This is a genomic window from Metabacillus idriensis (genome assembly GCF_050483325.1).
In the GTDB taxonomy this organism is placed as follows: Bacteria; Bacillota; Bacilli; order Bacillales; family Bacillaceae; genus Bacillus_P; species Bacillus_P idriensis_A.
Window position 1 is genome coordinate 28248 of record NZ_JBCMYF010000009.1, and the last position, 18176, is coordinate 46423.

The following is an 18176-nucleotide window of genomic DNA, read 5'->3' on the forward strand; positions in this document are numbered from 1 at the left end:
TTCTTTTTTCGTGATAAAAACATTAGTAGATAAATCAGCATATTTAACAAGTACGCACCTTTGTGATAGGTAGTGAAAAAAAGTAAACCGTATGAGATTTTCATGAAAGGAGAAAATAGGAAAAATACATTTATACGAGGGAACTATGCAGGCAAAACGAGAATTTAATAAAAAAAAACTTTATACCTATCTGGCTCTAAACATTTTTATGATCTCCCTGCTTTTGGCAGAAACGTTTTTACCTCTTGATATTCCTCATAACATACTTTTTGCAGCTTTGTTTGTGATGCTGCTCATTTGTTTGTATTTTCTATTTGAATTTATTATCTCTATTCCTAAAACGGAAGAAAGCCTCCAAAGCATCTTTACAGGCTCTGGTTTACTTCTCACACTAATTATTACAACTTATGCAAACCTTTATATACAAATATACCGGATCAAAGGAGAAAAATCCTTTAAGTTCTCTGGAAAAGAACTTTCAGGCGATGATTTCTTATACTATAGCATTACAACATTCACCACAACCGGTTTTGGAGACATTACATCAATTGGTGTAGTCTCAAATATGATAGCCGCTTCTGAAATGCTGATCGGATTCATTATCAGCACTTTGTTTATGGCTATTATCACATCAAAGCTAATAAAAAACTTAAAATAGACCTGGATCAGGCCCAGGTCTATTGCTATGCGGAAATATGGGGAAGGGAAAGGGAAAACCGGGTCATTTGCTCATCAGAAGAACAGTGAATTGTCCCTTGATGGCTTTCGATTATTTTTCTGCAGATGTAAAGGCCAATTCCCGTCCCTAATTCTTTTGTTGTGAAAAAAGGTTCAAAAATCGACTGAATTTGCTTAGTAGGAATCATAGGTCCATTGTTTCCTATATGTACATATGTTTTATCTTCTATCATTTCAAATTCAATCGTAATCGTACGGTCGGCCTCAATTTTTTGAAGTGCATCAATGGAATTGAGCATTAGATTTAAAAAGACTTGTCTTAGTTCATCTTTGCTCGCAAAAACTCTGGTCTGTCTTTTAGAGATTTCCTGGACCTTTACGCTTCCGTCAAGAAGACTCGGATACATAAATGCCAGAACCTCATCTAATAATTCACTAAGATCAAGCAGTTCCCGTTTACTTTCAATTGTCTCTTTTTTGGAGGCGTGTAGAAATTGGGAGACCCTAAAATTCAGCTGATCAACCTCATGACTGATAATGTCCAAGTACTTTAAATCAGGACTTTCATTTTGCATGAGTTTAATGAAGCCTTTCACAGCAGTAAGCGGATTTCTGAATTCATGGACAAAGCTTGATGACATTTGACCCAAAATGGTCAGCCTCTCTTTATGGCTTTGATCGATGAATGAAATTTTCTCCTGGAGAATCTCTTCTTTAACTTCTGTGTATTTCTTCACGGCAAAATAAGAAAACTGATCAAAAAGAACATTAATTTCTTCAATATAAGGCTGCAGGTCGCTTCGCGGTATACCAGAACTGACAATATACCGGATGACTTCCCGTCTTCCAAGGTTCACATTATTAATAAAATCGCCGATGTTCACATTTGCTTCTACTCGTTCCAGAGCTACTTTACTTGCCAGAAAATCGATCTCATCTGAACTTAACGGACTCTGAATCGTTTTTTTTACCAATTCATACATCCTCAACCCGTTTTTGTGAACTTCTTCCTGATGCAGATCGTCTTCTGAAATCGTAATTTTCTGGCGCCATGCAGCGATAAAGGTTGAAATATTTTCATCTAAAAACCGAATTAATTCGTCTGAAGCTGTCATTAGTAAAAGCACCCCTAATTCTCGCAAAAAAAATCATATGTATTTCTATCTCTGTTTAGATGTGGAACCATTAATAGGGCTAAAGTTTGGAATATTCCTTCTAAACTATACAAATTACATTCTATCATAATATGAATTTTTTCGGTATTTCCCTTTTTACTTTTGGAAGAATGGAATGTGCTGAATGATGTATTTTACTGAATATGTCAAATAATGGAATAGAGTAGACCCAAACTTCCGCTCTAACGGTATATATCCCCTGCAAGGCTTCGCAGTTCACTTTCATTCATCACTTCATAGGCATTTTCTCTTTTTCGGATGGTTCCTCTTTTACAAAGCATATCAAGCGTACGCAGGAGATGCCGATAGCTTGAGCCGAGCATTTCAGAGAGGTACGTAAGGTTTTCTTTAAAAACGATTCGGTCATTTTTCACCCCAGTAGCTAAAATATAGCTTGAAAGCCTGTGTTCAAGCGGATAGTACAAATTAATGGAGCTGTTTTTTGAAAGCTTGTTCAGTTTATCGGATAAAGAAAAGCCCATAAAAGTTAAAAATAAAGAATCCCTCAGCAATTTCTCTCTTACCGGCGGCAAATAGATGCCAATGCAATAGGTATCGTCAATCGCCTGAACACTTGATGCCGCTCCGCGAATTTGGAACAGTTCTACATCTCCAAGCACTTTAAATCCCTCATAAAATGAGAGCAGCAGTGATTTCCCGTTTGATAATGTTGTGAAAACCTTCGCACGGCCATCTACAAAAAAATAGAGATAATCCATATCTGCCCCTTCACGGCACAGGTATTCATTTTTTGAAAAGAGATAGAGATCCATCCATTCATTCATATCTGAGGAAAAGTAGCCCGCAATATTGTTTTTGGACATGTACGCTTCAAATAATGGCTGATCGATTATTTTTTTCATAAAAACCTCTAATGATGTGACATATGTCATCATTATACCTCTTTTATAGGTGGATAATGAAACAAGACATCTATTGAAGGAGTGAATATTTTTGTACAACCTGATCTCTGCTGCTGTTGGCGCTTTTATTGCCATCATGATTGTCTTTAACGGAGAACTCTCAAATGGCATTGGAAATTACACCTCAAGTGTTGCGATTCATCTCGTCGGGCTTCTTTGTATTTCAGCAGTTTTCTTATTTATAAAAAAACCTATTCGTTTTCAAAAAGGACTGCCTCTTTATTTATACAGCGCAGGCTTCATTGGAGTGGTAACTGTCCTTTTTTCAAACATCAGCGTCATGTCTCTTGGGGTATCGGTCACAATTGCACTTGGACTCTTGGGTCAGTCCCTGGCTGCCATTATCATCGATCACTACGGGATGCTTGGCATGAAAACCGTAAAATTCAACAAAACAAAATGCATCGGTCTTGCCTTTATTCTGTTTGGCTGTGCCGTAATGACGATCTATTAAGGAGGCAATTTTCAATGGTTTACTTGATCATTTCGATTTTAGCCGGTGTTTCTATTGTGATCGCAAGAATCATCAATTCCAACCTTGCAGACAAAATCGGCTTGCTTGAAGGAACGCTTATTAATTTTGTGACTGGTCTGTTGTTATCGATGATTTTTCTTTTATTCGGCAGTGAAGCAGTTTCCCTATCGTCTCTAAACTTCGGCAGTGTCCCGCTATGGGCTTATTTAGGCGGTGCTGCAGGTGTCATCGTCATCTTACTTTCAAGCTATCTCACACCTAAAGTATCTGCTTTTTATTTAACACTCTTTATCTTCATTGGACAGTTATTTACAGGTGTCGTGTTTGACTACTTTACACTTGGAGAATTGTCTAAAGGGAAAATCATTGGAGGACTGCTTGTTTTATTTGGTCTCGTCTTTAATTTGAAAATTGACCGAAAAGAAGAAATGGATCCTCCCAAGATCCCATTTCGAATTAATAGTCCTGATATGTATCTTCATTTTTATTTGTCCATTTCACAACGGCAGCAAGAGCCCTTATAGTAAAAAGCGTAAAGCTGATAGTTGCGAATGTATGAAAAACAGACCATTTCTTCCATTTAAATAAACGCGTCTTTTTTTCCATATACCATTGCGCAATGGACATCGGCACACTCCAAGTTAAACTTTTCAGCAGAATCCCAGTCATTTTATCTTTGTAGGAATGACGGACCCAAATCACACTTAATAACGGAAAAAACACTAAATCAAACAAAATATTTGTTTTGAAAATTTTTGAAAATGGCCTTACAGGGTATTCGATCCTTTTTGTATTGACAACATAAGCATCTATCAGGGTAGACAAGATTCCCTTTGCAAAAAAAACAATCAGCATTTCCTTTCCATTAGGTTTCCGTATTGCAAAAGGGAACATGACCGCACAAAGTGCAAACAGTCCTTTGATCATCGTTTTTTCCATTTTCAACATCCTTAATCTTTTTTGATAGTATCTGCTTTTATCAAAAAAAATTATACAGGAACTTAGCTAAAAAGCCTGCATATGCTAATGATGACCATATTGAGGAGGTTTAACATGTATCCTTACATGCCGCATTCATACGCACGATATCCCAAACCAGTCATGCAGCAGCTGAAAATGTCAACATTAAGTGCCATTCAGCCATTTGTTCAGCATGGTTTAAAAGAAGCACATTTTACTTCGTACCAGCATGCACTTATGGAAGTAGCCGCCATGTCCTATCTGCTTGGAAAAGGATATGATTACAATGCTGCATATCAGTTAGTCGAAGCTTGGGAAGTGAATGAATCATTTTAAAAGGCTGGGTCTCCAGCCTTTTTATTGCATTAACCCTCTGTCGATAAAACTTGCTCCGACAGGTTTCCTTTCTATTTCTCTTGCCCAGACAGACAGCTGGCCAATGTGGTGGATTTCATGGGCAATCACATGGCGGATAATTTCCCCTTTTTTATAGGTGCCATCCATCCATGGCGGCGTTACTTTTTCATGTTCATAGGCTATGTTCCACTTTTGCAGATACGATATCATTTCAGGCTGCAGCTCTCTTGATAATCGGCTAATCTTTTCAAGTGAGTCGTATTCCCTGATTGTATAGTCGATGACCTCATTACCCTTAAGAACATTGATCCAGCTGTATTCCACATCAATAATATGAAGCAGTGTTTCTATAATCGTGCCGGTTCCTCCTGTCCGTTTTTTCCACAATTCATCTTCAGACAAATCTTTGCACCATTCAAACCACTCTTCTCTTACTTGCCAATTGTATGTAAAAAACAGCTGCATTATTGTTCACCCAAGTATAAAGGGATTTTTTCTTCTTCACATACAGAATTTTCTGTCTTTTTGACAAAAAATGCTTTAGCATCTTGTCTTGAACGGAGCATTTTATACATTTTTTCATCGATAAAGTGAATAGCAGCACCATCATCCAGGGCGTATCCCGCTTTCATTTTTCCGGACAAAATATGCTCTTTATAAGCAGGTCTGCGTTTCTCCTCCCCATCATAGTGGGGGCAGCAGCTGCCATGCAGAAAGCCGAGTCCGTTCAATTTATACAGCGGAGCGTTCATTGGATCAGTCAGCCCCTCTTCAAACCAGCAAATAGCGCCCGCACTCAAACCTGCCAGTATGGTCCCGTTCTCATAAGCTTTTCTAATAATCAAATCCAGACCCCATTCTTTCCATAAAACCAGCAAGTTTCTTGTACTGCCGCCGCCAACATAAAGGATGTCCTGCGACAGAACAAAATCCTCCAGATCATGAAAATGAGGATCGAACAAGGCCAAGTGATCAGGCACACAAGGCTTCGAATGAAAGGCCTCATAAAACCGTTCGATATATTGATTCTGGTCCCCGCTTGCTGTCGGCACAAAACAAATTTTCGGAAGATCCTTCATACTTTGCTTCAATATGTATTGATCGAGCAGCGGATTTTCAGGTTCCATACTAAAACCGCCGCCCCCCATCGCTATAATCTGCCTCACAGACATCATCTCCTAAAGTTAAATTAATACTTCCCTCAGCAGCAAGCCAAAGAAAATGCCAAGAAGCATGGATGTTAATGTCCCAAGAAGAAAATACTCAGCCCAATTCCGGTCGTCCATCTGCTTAAATCTCGCGATTGACTTAGCCGTTACAATAAAAGCGATCGCAGGATATGCACTGTAAAAGGTTAAAATGATGACCAGAAGCCTCTCTATATACCCGATCAACTTTCCGCGGGAGAGATCATGCTTATTAAACGTATAATAATTGTACTCTTCAACAAGGCCTCCCGCACCATTCATCTGCTCCTCTTTCCGCTCATTCTTAAAAGAATACCTGCCCTCAAACGAAAGCAGCTGAGCCGGCAGCGTCCCCAGCAGAATCCGGATAATGTGCCCGCTCACACTAGTCACCAAAATCACAATAATGCTAATAAAAAGAACTGCATTTGCTATGCTTAATGAAGCATTCTCTGTTAAAAGCTCAATTCCTTTTTCCTGCAGTCCAGTAATCGTCACCTGAAAGAACAAATGACAGGTAATAATAATCATGGCCAAATGGACGAGCTGATCGGCGATAAAATAGAACAATTTTTTACTATTTTGATGGTCGGTTGTCCTGTCCAGCAGCTTAATTTTCAGAAAATCGATCAAAAAATGAGTCCCCACTAAAAACAAACTCGGTAAAACGACAATTTCCAGCGGCTTTGCAAATTTATAGGACAGCCCCCAGAACAACAGGATAACCGGTAAAAGTACCAGTAAGTGATGCAGCATATGCTTTTTCAAATTCTTCAGCTTTTCTCGCACCATCTCATCTGATTGGAGAAAAAAATCAGCAATTAAATGAGCCAGAATGAGACTTAATAAAATCATAGGTTCCCTTTTCCCTCCTCGTTTTCATACCATTCGCTGATGTTGTTCTGTAAATGGGTGCGGATGGATTGCTGCAGTTCTGCAAGAGTTTGATGTGAATCAGGGAATTCTTTTTGCTGAAGCGAATTTGTGACAGCCGTCAAATTAGCGGAAATCATTTCTAATTCCTCTCCGCTGCCTTTTTTAAAATGACTTGAAATCGTTGATGGAGATTTGCTGAGTATGCCGGAAATTTTTCTTTGCTGACGAAAAATCCCATATAAAGAAAACACAACTCTCTGGATGTCTGTTTGTTCATTCATTATTTTTTGCCGTAAAATTAAGAGCGAATTGATTAACACTTGAATTTCATTGTAGTTCCCATTCAGATGGAATCTGAACTGTGCATTGTCTGCTCCCGCTTTTTTCAAAGATTCATTGGCTTCTCTTGCAAGCTTGATCATCGGATGAATCCACGTTTCTATATCAATCTCTTTTAGCTCTCTATTGATGTCCCCAAAAGAAACCCCGAAATATGGAGGATTGTCCCGCAGCTTCCAAATAACACTGATGAAATGGGCAATCGCATAGGCAGTGGAAAATCCATTTGCGATCAAAATCACTTCATCTCCCCTGCGGTGCTTCACAATCACTTCTTCATTTGTCCAAGTCTTAATCCATTTTACCATTTTTTCTAAATAGGCTGATAATTCTTCACCCATTCCTTCTGCTGAAGAATTTTGGATGTCCATGATGAAGATTGAAGCCGGGTATGTGGGCATTCGATGTTCCTCCTAATACAAGAGCTTTTGTTCGATTATATCGTCAAATATATCAAATGTTCGATTATATCGTCAAACTTTTATGATGTAAGTCTTTTTAAACGAATATAATTATATTCTATAAAAGTGTGATAATAGTACTGTTTGTCGAAAATTAATTCTTTAAATGTACGTTAATAAGAACTATAATTATTTTATAAAGAACAAAAATCTAATATTAAATCTCGAAATGAAACAACTATGAAGTTTTTATTGTTCTTTATAAAGAATTATAATAAGGAAAGAGGCCTATTATGAAGAAAGAACATGAAGGAAATGTATCACGTCCGATGGTTTTGAGTCATCAGCCAATTCGGTTTGAGACAGCTCAGAGCTGGAATAAAGGCCATGGTAATGTGGATCATCCTGGAAAAGGGAACGGCGGGATTCATTATCCTAATCCACCATATACCGGTCCCCGCCATGATAATGGGGGAGGAAAGGGAAAGGGAAAAGGAAATTAAAATCCACAATAAAGAAGGTCCATATGTCTTATGGCCTTCTTTAAATGGTGATTGAGGAGAACAATATGACCTTTATAAATACTAAAATTGGCGGGCATAACATAAGACTGCATTGTGAAAATAAGAAACTAGTTGAATATTTAACTCATCAATTCCTTCAAATAGATAACGGCAGAATAATAGATTTATCGATATTTATTGCGGTAGGATACGGCCAGTCCTTTATAAATTATGATGTCGAGGTTTCTGAAACCCAAAATTACATCACTTTTAAAAGAGCAGATTACAAAATTACAGTTGACCCAAAATACACGCATGCTGAAGTGCACGTTCACAACGAACTTGCATTAAAACACGCTTTAATGAATCTTTACAGTTCTTTTATTGTTCATAAAAATTGGGGATTACTTCTGCATTCGTCTTGTGTACTTGAGACAAATGGAGCACACATTTTCACAGGTCATTCTGGAGCAGGTAAATCAACAGCAGCCAAGCTATCTTCCCCCCGCCCGCTATTATCAGACGAAGCAACAATCATAAAAATCAATAAAGACGGAATTCTGGCCTATGACTCACCATTCAGAAGTGAATTGTATGGACAGGGTCCTGTATTTAATACAAAACTTCTAAGCATTGACCTCCTTCATCAGTCTCTTTCTATAGAAAGAAACATGGTTGATAAATCCTCTGCCCTTTTAGCATTGATGGATAAAGTATTTTATTGGCCAAGTAATAAAAGAGAAACGAAAAGAATTCTCACAATGCTTAGTTTACTCGTAGAACAAGTTGAGATTTATGATCTCTATTTTCAAAAAAACAATCGATTTTGGGAGCTGATTTTATGACTGCATATTATAAGCAAGCATCGGATTGCGAAACTGTTGAAATCGATGGAGAATGGATGATTCTGCACTCAGGGCAATTCACTATTACAAAATTAAACGAAATGGGCGGTTACTGCTGGTCATTGCTAAAAGATCCACACACTTTGGATGAACTAATTCTATCTTATATAGCTGAGTTTAATAATACCAATGCTGAAAATGAGCTACAGTGCTTTCTTAAAGAACTGGAAAAATGCGGATTAATTGAACATGCGGTTTGATCACAAAACCATTAATCTTTTAAAAGCGACCATTGAAAATCACGGCTGGATCGACTTGCCTGCTGATGGATTCAGTATGTATCCCTTTATCCAAAAAGGTGACATTTGCAGATTCACTAAATTCAATTACAAGAAATTTAAAAAAGGTGATATCCTGCTTTTCTATACAACGTCTGGAAAGATGATTGCCCACCGCTTATACAAATACGAAAATGGCTATTTCTTTTTAAAAGGCGATACTAATGAATGCCTGGATGAGCCAGTTTCACTTGCACAAGTTATTGGCTGCCTCGAATCAGTTCAAAAAGATAAAGGAATGATCCATATGCATAATCCTTTTGCATTCCTATATAGTAAAGCAGTTGTTTCAACTCCCTTTTCAGCAAGGCTGTTCCGCTTATATTTAAATAAAAAACACGGTGCAGCATCATGATCAAAAAGAAATGGATCGTGTTCAAGAATATGTTTTTAATAGAAGATATCCGCAGGACATTCAATTTGCTGGGTCCCTATCTAATAAAATACAAAAGTTCCTACATTTCTCTTTTTCTAATTATGCTCTTGCAAATATTTTTAACGATAGGATTTGCATGGTTCTTTGGAACGATTACAGATGCTGCCGTTCAAAGTAAAACGGAAAAACTTATATGGCTGCTGCCTCTTGGCCTCGGCTTCCTAATCATAAGTCTGGCATCTTCTTACTCTTACACTTATTTAGAGTCCATCACAATCAACAAAGTTAAACTCGAACTTAAAGAGCACGTGTTAAAGCATTTACTTCTTCTGCCCGTGAAAAAAACATCAAACATGCGCACTGGAGATTTAATGACTCATTTCACAAATGATGTCAATTGCATCGAAGGAGTCATCGGCAGCAATCTGCTTTATCTTATTCAGCTCCCTTTAACATTCGCTGCTGTTTCTGTTTACATGTTTATCATCAATTGGCAGATGGCTTTAATAGGTTTTACTGTGATCCCTCTTGCCGTTGCTATTGGGGCTGTTTTTGGCATTAAGCTTAGAAACAACAGCAGAAAAATGTTTACTCAAATCAGTGAAATAAACAGTACACTTAATGAAATTTTTCAGGGTTTATCCGTTATCCGATCTTTTCTTTTAGAGAAAAAAATGTCTCAAAAGCAAAACAGTCAAAACCAGGATCTCTTTACATTAGAAATGAAAAATACTAAACTTCGGGGCTTTTTTTATATTGGTGGAGAAGCCATTACTTCCATCACTTATATAACGGGACTTTGCCTCGGAGCTTATTTTGTTTCTAAATCATTGATTACAGTTGGTTCGCTGCTCACCTTCGTAACTCTGATGCAGCATTTGATCTCCCCGCTTACCGGTTTAGCAGGAATTTGGGGCAGCTTCCAAAGTTCAGCATCAGCAGTTGAAAGACTGTCAAACGTATTAAATGAAGAAATTGAACTAAACCATCTTCCTGAATACGTTCCATCAAAAATCAAAGGCTCTATACAACTGAAGAACATTACCTTTAGTTACGATCAGCAAAAAAATTCGATAGATAACATGACATTAGATATACCAGCAGGCCAAACAGTTGCGATTGTCGGGCCAAGCGGTGCAGGAAAATCAACACTTTTTCACCTCATCCAAGGCTTCTATCAGCCAGACAGCGGAATAGTTACACTGGATCACAATCCAGCAAAACTCCTTCCCCCATCTGTTGTAAGAAGTTCTTTCGCATATGTTGCGCAAGAAACCTTTCTTTTCTCTGGAACAATCAAAGATAACCTCCTGCTCGCACGGCCAAACATTTCAAATCAAGAGCTCGTTACTGCAGCAAAACAAGCAAACATTCATAATTTCATCATGACATTGCCAAATCAGTATGACACAGAAGTCGGCGAAAGAGGCGTTCGCCTATCAGGAGGACAAAAACAAAGACTCTCCATTGCAAGAGCCATCTTAAAAAATGCACCTATCCTGTTATTAGATGAAGCAACATCCGCACTCGACAGTGAAAGTGAGCTATTTGTCAAAGAAGCATTAGCCGCAATCAAAAACAAAACGACACTCATTATCGCCCATCGATTATCGACGATTCAGCATGCGGACCTAATTGTAGTAATGGATGAAGGGAAAATTGTTCAGATGGGGAGACATGATGAGTTGATTACTCAAGAAGGATTATATAAGAAATTATCACACCTGCAATTTAACGCTAATGAAAAAACTCCTTCTTTACATGCAATCTCTCACTAATAATGAAGGATGGATTAAAGATGATCATTCAATTTTTACACTCACTATATAATCAAACAAAATTACCAGAAGAGGAAAATAACTATGAGATTTTAATAGAAGACATGAATCATTTCTCAATTGAGCCTCAAGTATATCATCTATTAAAACAACATGACCGACTGATTGAAACACCTGCTTTTTTCCGTGAATACTTAAAAAAAGCAACAGATCAAATCCTGCTTCAAAACTTTTTTATCAAAGTACAAATGGAAAAGATATTAAAACTGTTTGAAACTCAAATGATAAACACCATTCCTTTAAAAGGTGTCTATTTTGCTGATAAATATTTTGGGCATATCGCTGCAAGATCTACTTCTGATATTGACCTACTGATCCATCAAAAGGACATACACACTGTTGATGGATTACTAAGAAATAGTGGATTTATCTACGAAGATGAGGGTCCTAAAGATCACTTTCATTGCAGCTACAGATTAGATTTGCCTGGATCCTCCATCCCATTAAGAGTAGAAATACATTGGAACCTATTAAAAGAAAACACCTCAGATCTAGACATTATGGAGTTTTGGAATGATGCGGTTCCTATAAAGGCATATCAGCATATTAAAGAACTCTCCCACCAGCATGCTTTTTATATGATTGTGCTTCATGCATGGCGTCATAATTTAGATTCACTAAGGCATTTTATTGATGTAATCCAGATAGTGAACGTTTTAGATAACAAGATTTGTTTTAAATCTCTGTTTATACAAGCAAAGAAAGATAAGACTTTAAAAAGAGTTCAGAGAACGTTGAGAATCGTTTATAGGGTGTTTGATGAAATAAAATATCCAGAACAACTATCGGTACCAACGAATTACGGTAAGTGGTGGGAATATGAGAAAATTAGGGATCGGGAGTATCGGAGTTTGAGGGTTTATGTAGACTTTTTTGACTTTGAATATCTGAGTTATGAAAATAGCAAACAAAAATTTAGAGCTGTTAAAGAGTATTATACAAAAAGAATTCACTCACTTACATCAAGCGAGTGAATTGGACGATAAATTTATAATTTTTTTACTGTTATATTTATAGGGATATTTGTAGTGGATTTAATTACTAAGGAGTTCGAATTTAAGAAAGTGATAGCAGGATAAACGATTTCATTAGTCGATGACAAACATCTTACATACAATTCTGATGAACCAAGATTATGATTTACGGTAGCTGAATACCCATTACCATCCGGCATTAATGAAATAGTTGATTTATATGTGTCGTCCACATCATATCCTATAAAGATACCAGCTTCACCTGGCGGTAAATTTATATTCTGATAGTTGTTGTCTGCGGAAATAAAATTAATCATTGGCCTTGAGTTATTGTAATAATTTGGACTTATAGCACTTAAACCTGTATATTTAACTGTTGAATCTTTCATAAAAAAGGTGAACACTGACCATACAATTGGTTTATCATGGTGTATAAAATAAGAAAAAGATGAATTAGAAATGGTTATATTACAATCTACTAATTTTAACAATCCATTTGGCTGGTTAAAATCTGTTGCAAATAGATATGTCAATGAGTTTGAAATGATTTCACATTTTTCTAGAAATGTCTGCGCTGGGAATCCTTGAGAATTTATATTCCCAACTTTAACAATTGTGTCAGTAAGTTTTGAATTGAATATAAGCAGTTCTCGATCTTTCGTCCCAAACACTAAATTAGTAAGAGTGCAATTTAAGAATTCGCAGTCGCTAATTTTCACCTTCTCACTAACTGTTGCACCATTAACCGTTTGAACAGTTATTCTCAAGTTATTAAATATACAATTGTTATACTTGTATACACGCAATAGAAATTCTCTAGGAACAGTTGAGTCAAAGATACAATCTTCTATGACATTTGCAGTAATTGAAGGAGTTCCAGAAATACTTGAATACTTTAAGCGGTTATTCCTAAACACATTGTTAACATTATTTGTCCCCATATTTATATTAGTGATGTCTACTAGATTGTTGTCTGTAAAATTCACTTGATAAGAAGTGTTGCCAAAAAATGATAAGTTTCCTCCTGTAAAACTGTTTCCCTGGATGTTTACATATGCATTTCCAAAATTCGAACTCATTAGTCCTATATTGGTTGTACAATTATAGATTACATTTCCTTTAACACTTGCGAACAATAAGCTATAAAGATTAATCCCTATTCCATCCATATTGTATATATGGTTGTTTTCAATTTGTATTGAATAGCACCCTGCTAAAATGCCATGATTACTGCCATAAATTAAATTATTTCTAATAATACAATTATCCCCATATGAGTCTTCCTGATTAATTCCATACCTTGTAGGATCACTAAAGATCGGTTTTCCATCCAAGAAACTGTTGGTTCCCTTCCCGTTATCACGAATTGTATTATTTTGAACAATATTGTAACTGCCTCCTAGAGAGATTCCTCCACGGTGCCCGTTGAAGATTTCGTTGTACTCTACAACGTTATGATGTGGAATTAAACCAAATTTAAGAGTAATTTGCATGTTTTTGAGGGGATTCGTTTCATTGAATAAGACAAACCTCATTTTAGCAGCACCTAGAGGTATTGAGATATCATTGTAGATTTTTCTTTTTTTCAAAACTCCAATAAAAGAATTGTCTGACTTGTAAAAAAAGACATCCACATCTTTTGTTGTTAAAGCAGTCAATCTCGTATATCCAGCTCCAGCAATAAGGAATGATGAAAATGTGGCATCAGTTGGGATAGTGATAAAAGAAGAGGCTAAAGTGTTCGAGGAAGAAATCGGTTGTCCAGAGGTATAGTCTAAGTTATTTAAAGTAAGGCCTAGATTAAATTCCGCTAGTTCTCTTATAGATGAACTTGTAAATGTAACATTGTCCCCCATATAATCTCTTACAATACAGTTTTTAATTGAACAATATCTTGTGCTCTTCGTAAAGACCACACCATATGTGTGTTCCATACGCCGCTCCTGAGCAGCATTAAAGAAGCTTCTATCATCTCTGCAGCCAATGATAGTCCCTCCAGTCAAATGGGCATCACTGACATTGTCGAATTCTATGCTGTTGCCTCTAAAATTATAGTAATCAGATGTTGTTCTTGTATCAAACGGAGATTTTCTATCTGAATCGTAAATAACCTTTAATGTAGATCCATTAAGATTTAAAGTTAAGTTACTTACCATCTTTATGACCCTAGGATAGCAAATTGCATATGTGCCTTTTGGCAGGATCACACCAGAGTAACCGTTGTTTTTTGCATACTGAATAGCGTTGTTAATGCCTTGTATATTAGCATCTGCTTTTATATAGTCTGCATTAGCATAAGGTTTGTTAGGAATTCCTTGTGTAATGTTCCATCTCACCAATTCTATTAAATACATACAAATTTCCTTTCATAATAAGAATAGTTAACATATCAATCCTTATTAAAGTGGTTTATATAAAATATGAATTTAATAAAAAGTTGATTGGACTAAAGATATTTTTTAAAGTAAAAGGCACTCTTGATTGAGTGCCTTAAGAATTAGCCTTTAACTGATTACCTAGAAGCTGACGGAACATACCTTTTTTATCCAGAGTAAGCTGGTGATATCCCCCGGTCTGTATAACTTGTCCGTTCTCCAAAACGATAACTTGGTCCGCATTTCTAATGGTGGACATTCGATGAGCGATTACAATAATTGTCATCTTTCCTTTTATCTTTGTAAGAGCTTGTTGTATTTTAGCTTCATTGACAGTATCAAGAGCACTCGTTGCTTCATCTAAAACTAAAATGGAAGGTTTTTTTAATATAGCCCTTGCTAAAACGAGTCTTTGTCTCTCTCCTCCTGATAGCCTGATACCTCGATCCCCTATCATTGTATCTAACCCATTTGGCAGCTTTTTTACGAACTCAGATGCAGAAGAGAATTCCAGCGACTCCCACATATCTTCATCTGTAGCATCTTGTTTAATAAGCAGCAGATTTTCCCTGATTGTTGTATTAAATAAGAAAGGATCTTGAGGGACATAACTTATTGTTCTCCTTAACATCAACAAGTTTTTATCGCTTAAAGGTGTATCATCGATGCTCACCAGCCCATCTTTCGGCGTCATTAATCCCATTAAAATATCTATAAGTGTACTTTTCCCAGCACCGGAACGACCTACAATAGCTGTCATTTGATTTGACGGAATGGACAAGTTGATATTACGTAATGCATATGCAGTATCATTATCATGATATCTGAAACTTACGTTTGAGCATTTAATTTCTTTTTTAACTTCCAATGAATGTTCTGAATTCTGATCCCAATTTTGGATTTCTCTTTCATCATTACATGTATTTAAAAGTAAAATGAGAGCTTTAAAAGAAGGAATGGTGGCAGCAATTTGCTCTAAATTTGACTGAATTCCAGTAAATTTTGGCCATAGCCTTGAAAATATTAGAATGATGAGCATCAATTCTGCTGTTTTTGCATAAAACAACGTGATGGCAAAATACATAAATATTGCTATTAATATGCCAGAAGATACTTTATAAAGAAAGTGAGAGTTTGCCCGTACTTTTGCCAATTCATTTACATTAGATTCCATTTTTTCAGATATATCTCTAAACCAATTGAAATGAAATCCTTCAAGGTTGTTGCTTTTTATATCCTTAATTCCGTTCATATGATCTGATATACCCGCGAAATAGGCTTTTGAAAGTTCATATGTTTCCCCGCCCAGGTTTTTTGACTGTCTTATCAATTTTCTAGAAAAAAAACTTAATATAATTCCAAAAAAAATGACAAGCGCAGTAAGAGAGGGTGATAACCATAAGGCTATAGCTACTTGAACTGCTGTAAATAGAAGTGATGCAATAAATTGAAGAAAAAAATGAGTCCCTCCAGCTACTCTATTGATTTCAGAGGTCATAATATTGTTCAAATCTGATTTTCGCTTATTTAAAAAATATTTCCACCTAGCCTGTAATAGTCCTCTGTAAACCTCTTCTTTTAAGTGCCTCAAATAACCCTGTTGAATTCTTGTACTTAGCATTGCCAGCTGACGCTGAAAAATATTTTGTGCAAGGACTATAGATATATATAACCCCAAGACAATGAGTAAACTATACTCCATTGAAAAAGTTTGAAAGAAGCTAAACAAATTTGACAATGGGAATGACTGATGGGTTCCTATATTAAAGATACCTGTTATTGACATTAAAGGAATGAGTAAAAAAATCCCTATACTATCTAAAAAGCCTATTACAATCATTCCAAAAAAAGTGTAATAGAGGGACCTGCCTGCAAATTTATGTAGATGTTTCATAAAGTAAGATACAGACTCCATGAAATTCCCCTCCTCTCTTTAAGCAATTTTTTTGCTTTTTCTCATAGCCCAAATTATTGGCCTTAAGGGAATATACAAAAAGTGCATGCTGGAAGGCAGCATGATTACTTCCTTATCCTTAGGGAATGGAAGCATACAGCTTACTAAATAATATACTTTATGACTGAGAGATTTAATAGAAAAAAGATATCTTGCATGGTACTTTTCTACAGCTTTAGGTAAAGGAGGTGTATGCAGATTAACCATTCTCGTTATATAGAACATTGTGAGCTCAGCTAATTTGAATGCACGTTTTGAAATTAATTGTTTTGATTGATTAGGTATAGGAGTTTGAAGAAGATTATTTGCTAAAATAATTACTTTACCGCAGATATGTGAATATTGATATCTTCTTAACAGCCTCATTAGAAAATTCCAATCCACTTTTTGTTTAATAAGCCTATCAATATCAATCATCCATCTTAGCCTCGACCAGCCATGTCGCGCACCATGAGTTAACAGAAACATAAATAAATCTTCTCTTCCCAGATAATAAATTGGGAATTCTGTTAATGCACTTTTTCTTTTTCTGTTCCACAAATCAGCAAATGGAGGTTCTTTTGCCGGACCAGGATTAAGTCTCCAATGCACTTCTAATTTCACTCCACTGTCCGGATTTTCATAATTCACATGATGATGTCTCCATTTCCAATCATCAAGAATACTAGTAATATATTCATCCTTAACAAACCCTATTTGTGTAAGCAACTGATCAACTTTTTCTAAATCAGCAATTGGAATGAGTACATCAATATCACTGGATGTCCTAAGTGAAAGATCTCCATATAAATCTATAGACAATACAGGTCCCTTCAAAAAAAGTACATCCACTCTTTCTTCGAGAAAATATTGACTAATTTTTTTCATTTGTCCACTAAGGTGCAGCATATTAAAAGAATTTTGTTTGTAGAAAAATGCAAAGGTATTCAAAATATTGAGAGGAACTCCGTCAATTCCTTTCAACTTAGGATAAAGAAGAGCGTAAACACGATGGTGCAGAGACAATTCAACGAGTAAGTCCCAGTCAATATTTTTGGCAGGTTCAATTCTCAGCAAACCATCTTCATGGTTTAGGATTTGAAGAATTAATGTCAGTTCATAGGAAAGTTGATCTGTATTTAATATTAATTTTTTCATATATTCACCTATTTTCAGCCTAAGCGTTTTGCAAATGTACATGTAATAGTAAAACGATGCCTTTCATTTGCCCCTGTAACATAGTACTTGCCGCTGCGAAGCCATGCATGAGCCGTTAATTCTTTTACATTATTTCTAGAAGTGCCCATATATAAAGTACTATCAATTCCTCTTCGTTCGAGCATCTTCATTGAAGCAATTGCCCTAACTAAGCACATCGTTTCCCAAGGAGCATACTTAGAAGCAACATGGATAGCACTAGATATATTTTTCAAAGTATCTAAATTCGCCTCATAATTTGTTATGGAAGATTCTTTATTCCTTTCACCTAGGTATTTAGAAGTTTTGGAGAATGGAAGGCATTTAATTACTCTGGCAAACGCTAAAAAAATAAAAGCTTCCACTATTAATAATTTCATTTGTCTATTAAGTGTTAATATGCTTTTTACTCGATTCATTTATATC

20 protein-coding genes and 1 pseudogene are annotated in these 18176 nt (G+C 36.2%); 10 read left to right on the forward strand and 11 right to left on the reverse strand.

The annotated features are described in order from the left end of the window. The first annotated feature begins 145 nt into the window (after positions 1-145). On the forward strand, positions 146-658 hold the full coding sequence (locus ABEQ24_RS06505) for an ion channel (RefSeq protein WP_430006015.1): 513 nt from the start codon (positions 146-148) through the stop codon (positions 656-658). A 25-nt stretch (positions 659-683) separates the two neighbouring features. On the opposite strand, the gene ABEQ24_RS06510 is transcribed toward ABEQ24_RS06505, so the two are convergent. Together ABEQ24_RS06510 and ABEQ24_RS06515 are read right to left on the reverse strand one after the other, a co-directional pair. Continuing rightward, on the reverse strand, positions 684-1793 hold the full coding sequence (locus tag ABEQ24_RS06510) for a histidine kinase N-terminal domain-containing protein (RefSeq protein WP_430006016.1): 1110 nt from the start codon (positions 1791-1793) through the stop codon (positions 684-686). Positions 1794-2035: 242 nt separating this feature from the next. Beyond that, the gene (locus ABEQ24_RS06515; protein ID WP_430006125.1) at positions 2036-2716 is read right to left on the reverse strand and encodes a cyclic nucleotide-binding domain-containing protein; all 681 of its coding nucleotides are present in this window, start codon (positions 2714-2716) and stop codon (positions 2036-2038) included. Positions 2717-2807: 91 nt separating this feature from the next. Between ABEQ24_RS06515 and ABEQ24_RS06520 the strand changes: the two genes are divergently transcribed. Both ABEQ24_RS06520 and ABEQ24_RS06525 read left to right on the forward strand, forming a co-directional pair. After that, positions 2808-3230: a DMT family transporter gene (locus tag ABEQ24_RS06520; protein ID WP_430006017.1), complete on the forward strand. Its 423-nt coding sequence runs from the start codon at positions 2808-2810 to the stop codon at positions 3228-3230. Between the two features lie 14 nt (positions 3231-3244). Continuing rightward, positions 3245-3670, forward strand: a pseudogene (locus ABEQ24_RS06525) (DMT family transporter); the annotation flags it as partial. Between the two features lie 37 nt (positions 3671-3707). Here the strand turns inward: ABEQ24_RS06525 and ABEQ24_RS06530 are convergent. Next, a complete protein-coding gene (locus ABEQ24_RS06530) occupies positions 3708-4190 on the reverse strand; it encodes a CBO0543 family protein (RefSeq protein WP_430006018.1) in 483 nt (160 codons plus the stop codon). Positions 4191-4304: 114 nt separating this feature from the next. Between ABEQ24_RS06530 and ABEQ24_RS06535 the strand changes: the two genes are divergently transcribed. Next, positions 4305-4547 carry a hypothetical protein gene (locus tag ABEQ24_RS06535; RefSeq protein WP_430006019.1) on the forward strand — a complete coding sequence of 81 codons (243 nt, stop codon included), beginning with the start codon at positions 4305-4307 and terminating at the stop codon, positions 4545-4547. 21 nt (positions 4548-4568) lie between these two features. Here ABEQ24_RS06535 and ABEQ24_RS06540 read toward each other — a convergent pair whose 3' ends face one another. The 4 genes from ABEQ24_RS06540 to ABEQ24_RS06555 are packed head-to-tail and all read right to left on the reverse strand — an operon-like array spanning position 4569 to position 7371. After that, positions 4569-5033 carry a DinB family protein gene (locus ABEQ24_RS06540; protein WP_430006020.1) on the reverse strand — a complete coding sequence of 155 codons (465 nt, stop codon included), beginning with the start codon at positions 5031-5033 and terminating at the stop codon, positions 4569-4571. Beyond that, the gene (locus ABEQ24_RS06545; protein ID WP_430006021.1) at positions 5033-5734 is read right to left on the reverse strand and encodes a Type 1 glutamine amidotransferase-like domain-containing protein; all 702 of its coding nucleotides are present in this window, start codon (positions 5732-5734) and stop codon (positions 5033-5035) included. The genes ABEQ24_RS06540 and ABEQ24_RS06545 overlap by 1 nt, the downstream gene beginning before the upstream one ends. 18 nt (positions 5735-5752) lie before the next feature. Continuing rightward, positions 5753-6610: a DUF3307 domain-containing protein gene (locus tag ABEQ24_RS06550; RefSeq protein WP_430006022.1), complete on the reverse strand. Its 858-nt coding sequence runs from the start codon at positions 6608-6610 to the stop codon at positions 5753-5755. Beyond that, entirely contained in the window at positions 6607-7371 is a 765-nt protein-coding gene (locus ABEQ24_RS06555; RefSeq protein ID WP_430006023.1) for a hypothetical protein, read from the reverse strand. The genes ABEQ24_RS06550 and ABEQ24_RS06555 overlap by 4 nt, the downstream gene beginning before the upstream one ends. Before the next feature lie 293 nt (positions 7372-7664). Here ABEQ24_RS06555 and ABEQ24_RS06560 point away from each other — a divergent pair, with 293 nt between their 5' ends. The 6 genes from ABEQ24_RS06560 to ABEQ24_RS06585 all read left to right on the forward strand — a co-directional run bounded on the left by ABEQ24_RS06560 (position 7665) and on the right by ABEQ24_RS06585 (position 12245). After that, complete coding sequence (locus ABEQ24_RS06560) at positions 7665-7874, forward strand: hypothetical protein (RefSeq protein ID WP_430006024.1); 210 nt, start codon at positions 7665-7667, stop codon at positions 7872-7874. Between the two features lie 65 nt (positions 7875-7939). Further along, positions 7940-8719, forward strand: coding sequence for a hypothetical protein (locus ABEQ24_RS06565; RefSeq protein ID WP_430006025.1), 780 nt, complete (start codon positions 7940-7942; stop codon positions 8717-8719). Then, positions 8716-8979 (forward strand): PqqD family protein, encoded by a 264-nt coding sequence (locus ABEQ24_RS06570; protein WP_430006026.1) that lies wholly within the window; start codon positions 8716-8718, stop codon positions 8977-8979. Before ABEQ24_RS06565 ends, ABEQ24_RS06570 begins: the two co-directional genes overlap by 4 nt. Beyond that, a complete protein-coding gene (locus tag ABEQ24_RS06575; protein ID WP_430006027.1) occupies positions 8969-9412 on the forward strand; it encodes a S24/S26 family peptidase in 444 nt (147 codons plus the stop codon). The genes ABEQ24_RS06570 and ABEQ24_RS06575 overlap by 11 nt, the downstream gene beginning before the upstream one ends. Beyond that, entirely contained in the window at positions 9409-11211 is a 1803-nt protein-coding gene (locus tag ABEQ24_RS06580; RefSeq protein ID WP_430006028.1) for an ABC transporter ATP-binding protein, read from the forward strand. Before ABEQ24_RS06575 ends, ABEQ24_RS06580 begins: the two co-directional genes overlap by 4 nt. A 20-nt stretch (positions 11212-11231) precedes the next feature. After that, the gene (locus ABEQ24_RS06585; RefSeq protein ID WP_430006029.1) at positions 11232-12245 is read left to right on the forward strand and encodes a nucleotidyltransferase family protein; all 1014 of its coding nucleotides are present in this window, start codon (positions 11232-11234) and stop codon (positions 12243-12245) included. 14 nt (positions 12246-12259) lie between these two features. Here ABEQ24_RS06585 and ABEQ24_RS06590 read toward each other — a convergent pair whose 3' ends face one another. From ABEQ24_RS06590 to ABEQ24_RS06605, 4 genes are all read right to left on the reverse strand, one after another. After that, positions 12260-14599, reverse strand: a complete 2340-nt coding sequence (locus ABEQ24_RS06590) for a right-handed parallel beta-helix repeat-containing protein (RefSeq protein WP_430006030.1) — start codon at positions 14597-14599, stop codon at positions 12260-12262. Positions 14600-14735: 136 nt separating this feature from the next. Beyond that, positions 14736-16535 (reverse strand): ABC transporter ATP-binding protein, encoded by a 1800-nt coding sequence (locus tag ABEQ24_RS06595; protein ID WP_430006031.1) that lies wholly within the window; start codon positions 16533-16535, stop codon positions 14736-14738. An 18-nt stretch (positions 16536-16553) separates the two neighbouring features. After that, entirely contained in the window at positions 16554-17711 is a 1158-nt protein-coding gene (locus ABEQ24_RS06600) for a nucleotidyltransferase domain-containing protein (protein WP_430006032.1), read from the reverse strand. A gap of 14 nt (positions 17712-17725) precedes the next feature. After that, on the reverse strand, positions 17726-18169 hold the full coding sequence (locus ABEQ24_RS06605) for a lasso peptide biosynthesis B2 protein (RefSeq protein WP_430006033.1): 444 nt from the start codon (positions 18167-18169) through the stop codon (positions 17726-17728). Between the last annotated feature and the right edge of the window lie 7 nt (positions 18170-18176).

Bases quoted from the DNA above. Each gene is read 5' to 3' on its own strand.
- ABEQ24_RS06505 (WP_430006015.1), top strand. From the start codon at position 146: ATGCAGGCAAAACGAGAATTTAATAAAAAAAAACTTTATACCTATCTG.
- ABEQ24_RS06510 (WP_430006016.1), bottom strand. From the start codon at position 1,793: ATGACAGCTTCAGACGAATTAATTCGGTTTTTAGATGAAAATATTTCA.
- ABEQ24_RS06515 (WP_430006125.1), bottom strand. From the start codon at position 2,716: ATGAAAAAAATAATCGATCAGCCATTATTTGAAGCGTACATGTCCAAA.
- ABEQ24_RS06530 (WP_430006018.1), bottom strand. From the start codon at position 4,190: ATGGAAAAAACGATGATCAAAGGACTGTTTGCACTTTGTGCGGTCATG.
- ABEQ24_RS06535 (WP_430006019.1), top strand. From the start codon at position 4,305: ATGTATCCTTACATGCCGCATTCATACGCACGATATCCCAAACCAGTC.
- ABEQ24_RS06540 (WP_430006020.1), bottom strand. From the start codon at position 5,033: ATGCAGCTGTTTTTTACATACAATTGGCAAGTAAGAGAAGAGTGGTTT.
- ABEQ24_RS06550 (WP_430006022.1), bottom strand. From the start codon at position 6,610: ATGATTTTATTAAGTCTCATTCTGGCTCATTTAATTGCTGATTTTTTT.
- ABEQ24_RS06555 (WP_430006023.1), bottom strand. From the start codon at position 7,371: ATGCCCACATACCCGGCTTCAATCTTCATCATGGACATCCAAAATTCT.
- ABEQ24_RS06560 (WP_430006024.1), top strand. From the start codon at position 7,665: ATGAAGAAAGAACATGAAGGAAATGTATCACGTCCGATGGTTTTGAGT.
- ABEQ24_RS06565 (WP_430006025.1), top strand. From the start codon at position 7,940: ATGACCTTTATAAATACTAAAATTGGCGGGCATAACATAAGACTGCAT.
- ABEQ24_RS06570 (WP_430006026.1), top strand. From the start codon at position 8,716: ATGACTGCATATTATAAGCAAGCATCGGATTGCGAAACTGTTGAAATC.
- ABEQ24_RS06575 (WP_430006027.1), top strand. From the start codon at position 8,969: ATGCGGTTTGATCACAAAACCATTAATCTTTTAAAAGCGACCATTGAA.
- ABEQ24_RS06580 (WP_430006028.1), top strand. From the start codon at position 9,409: ATGATCAAAAAGAAATGGATCGTGTTCAAGAATATGTTTTTAATAGAA.
- ABEQ24_RS06585 (WP_430006029.1), top strand. From the start codon at position 11,232: ATGATCATTCAATTTTTACACTCACTATATAATCAAACAAAATTACCA.
- ABEQ24_RS06590 (WP_430006030.1), bottom strand. From the start codon at position 14,599: ATGTATTTAATAGAATTGGTGAGATGGAACATTACACAAGGAATTCCT.
- ABEQ24_RS06595 (WP_430006031.1), bottom strand. From the start codon at position 16,535: ATGGAGTCTGTATCTTACTTTATGAAACATCTACATAAATTTGCAGGC.
- ABEQ24_RS06600 (WP_430006032.1), bottom strand. From the start codon at position 17,711: ATGAAAAAATTAATATTAAATACAGATCAACTTTCCTATGAACTGACA.
- ABEQ24_RS06605 (WP_430006033.1), bottom strand. From the start codon at position 18,169: ATGAATCGAGTAAAAAGCATATTAACACTTAATAGACAAATGAAATTA.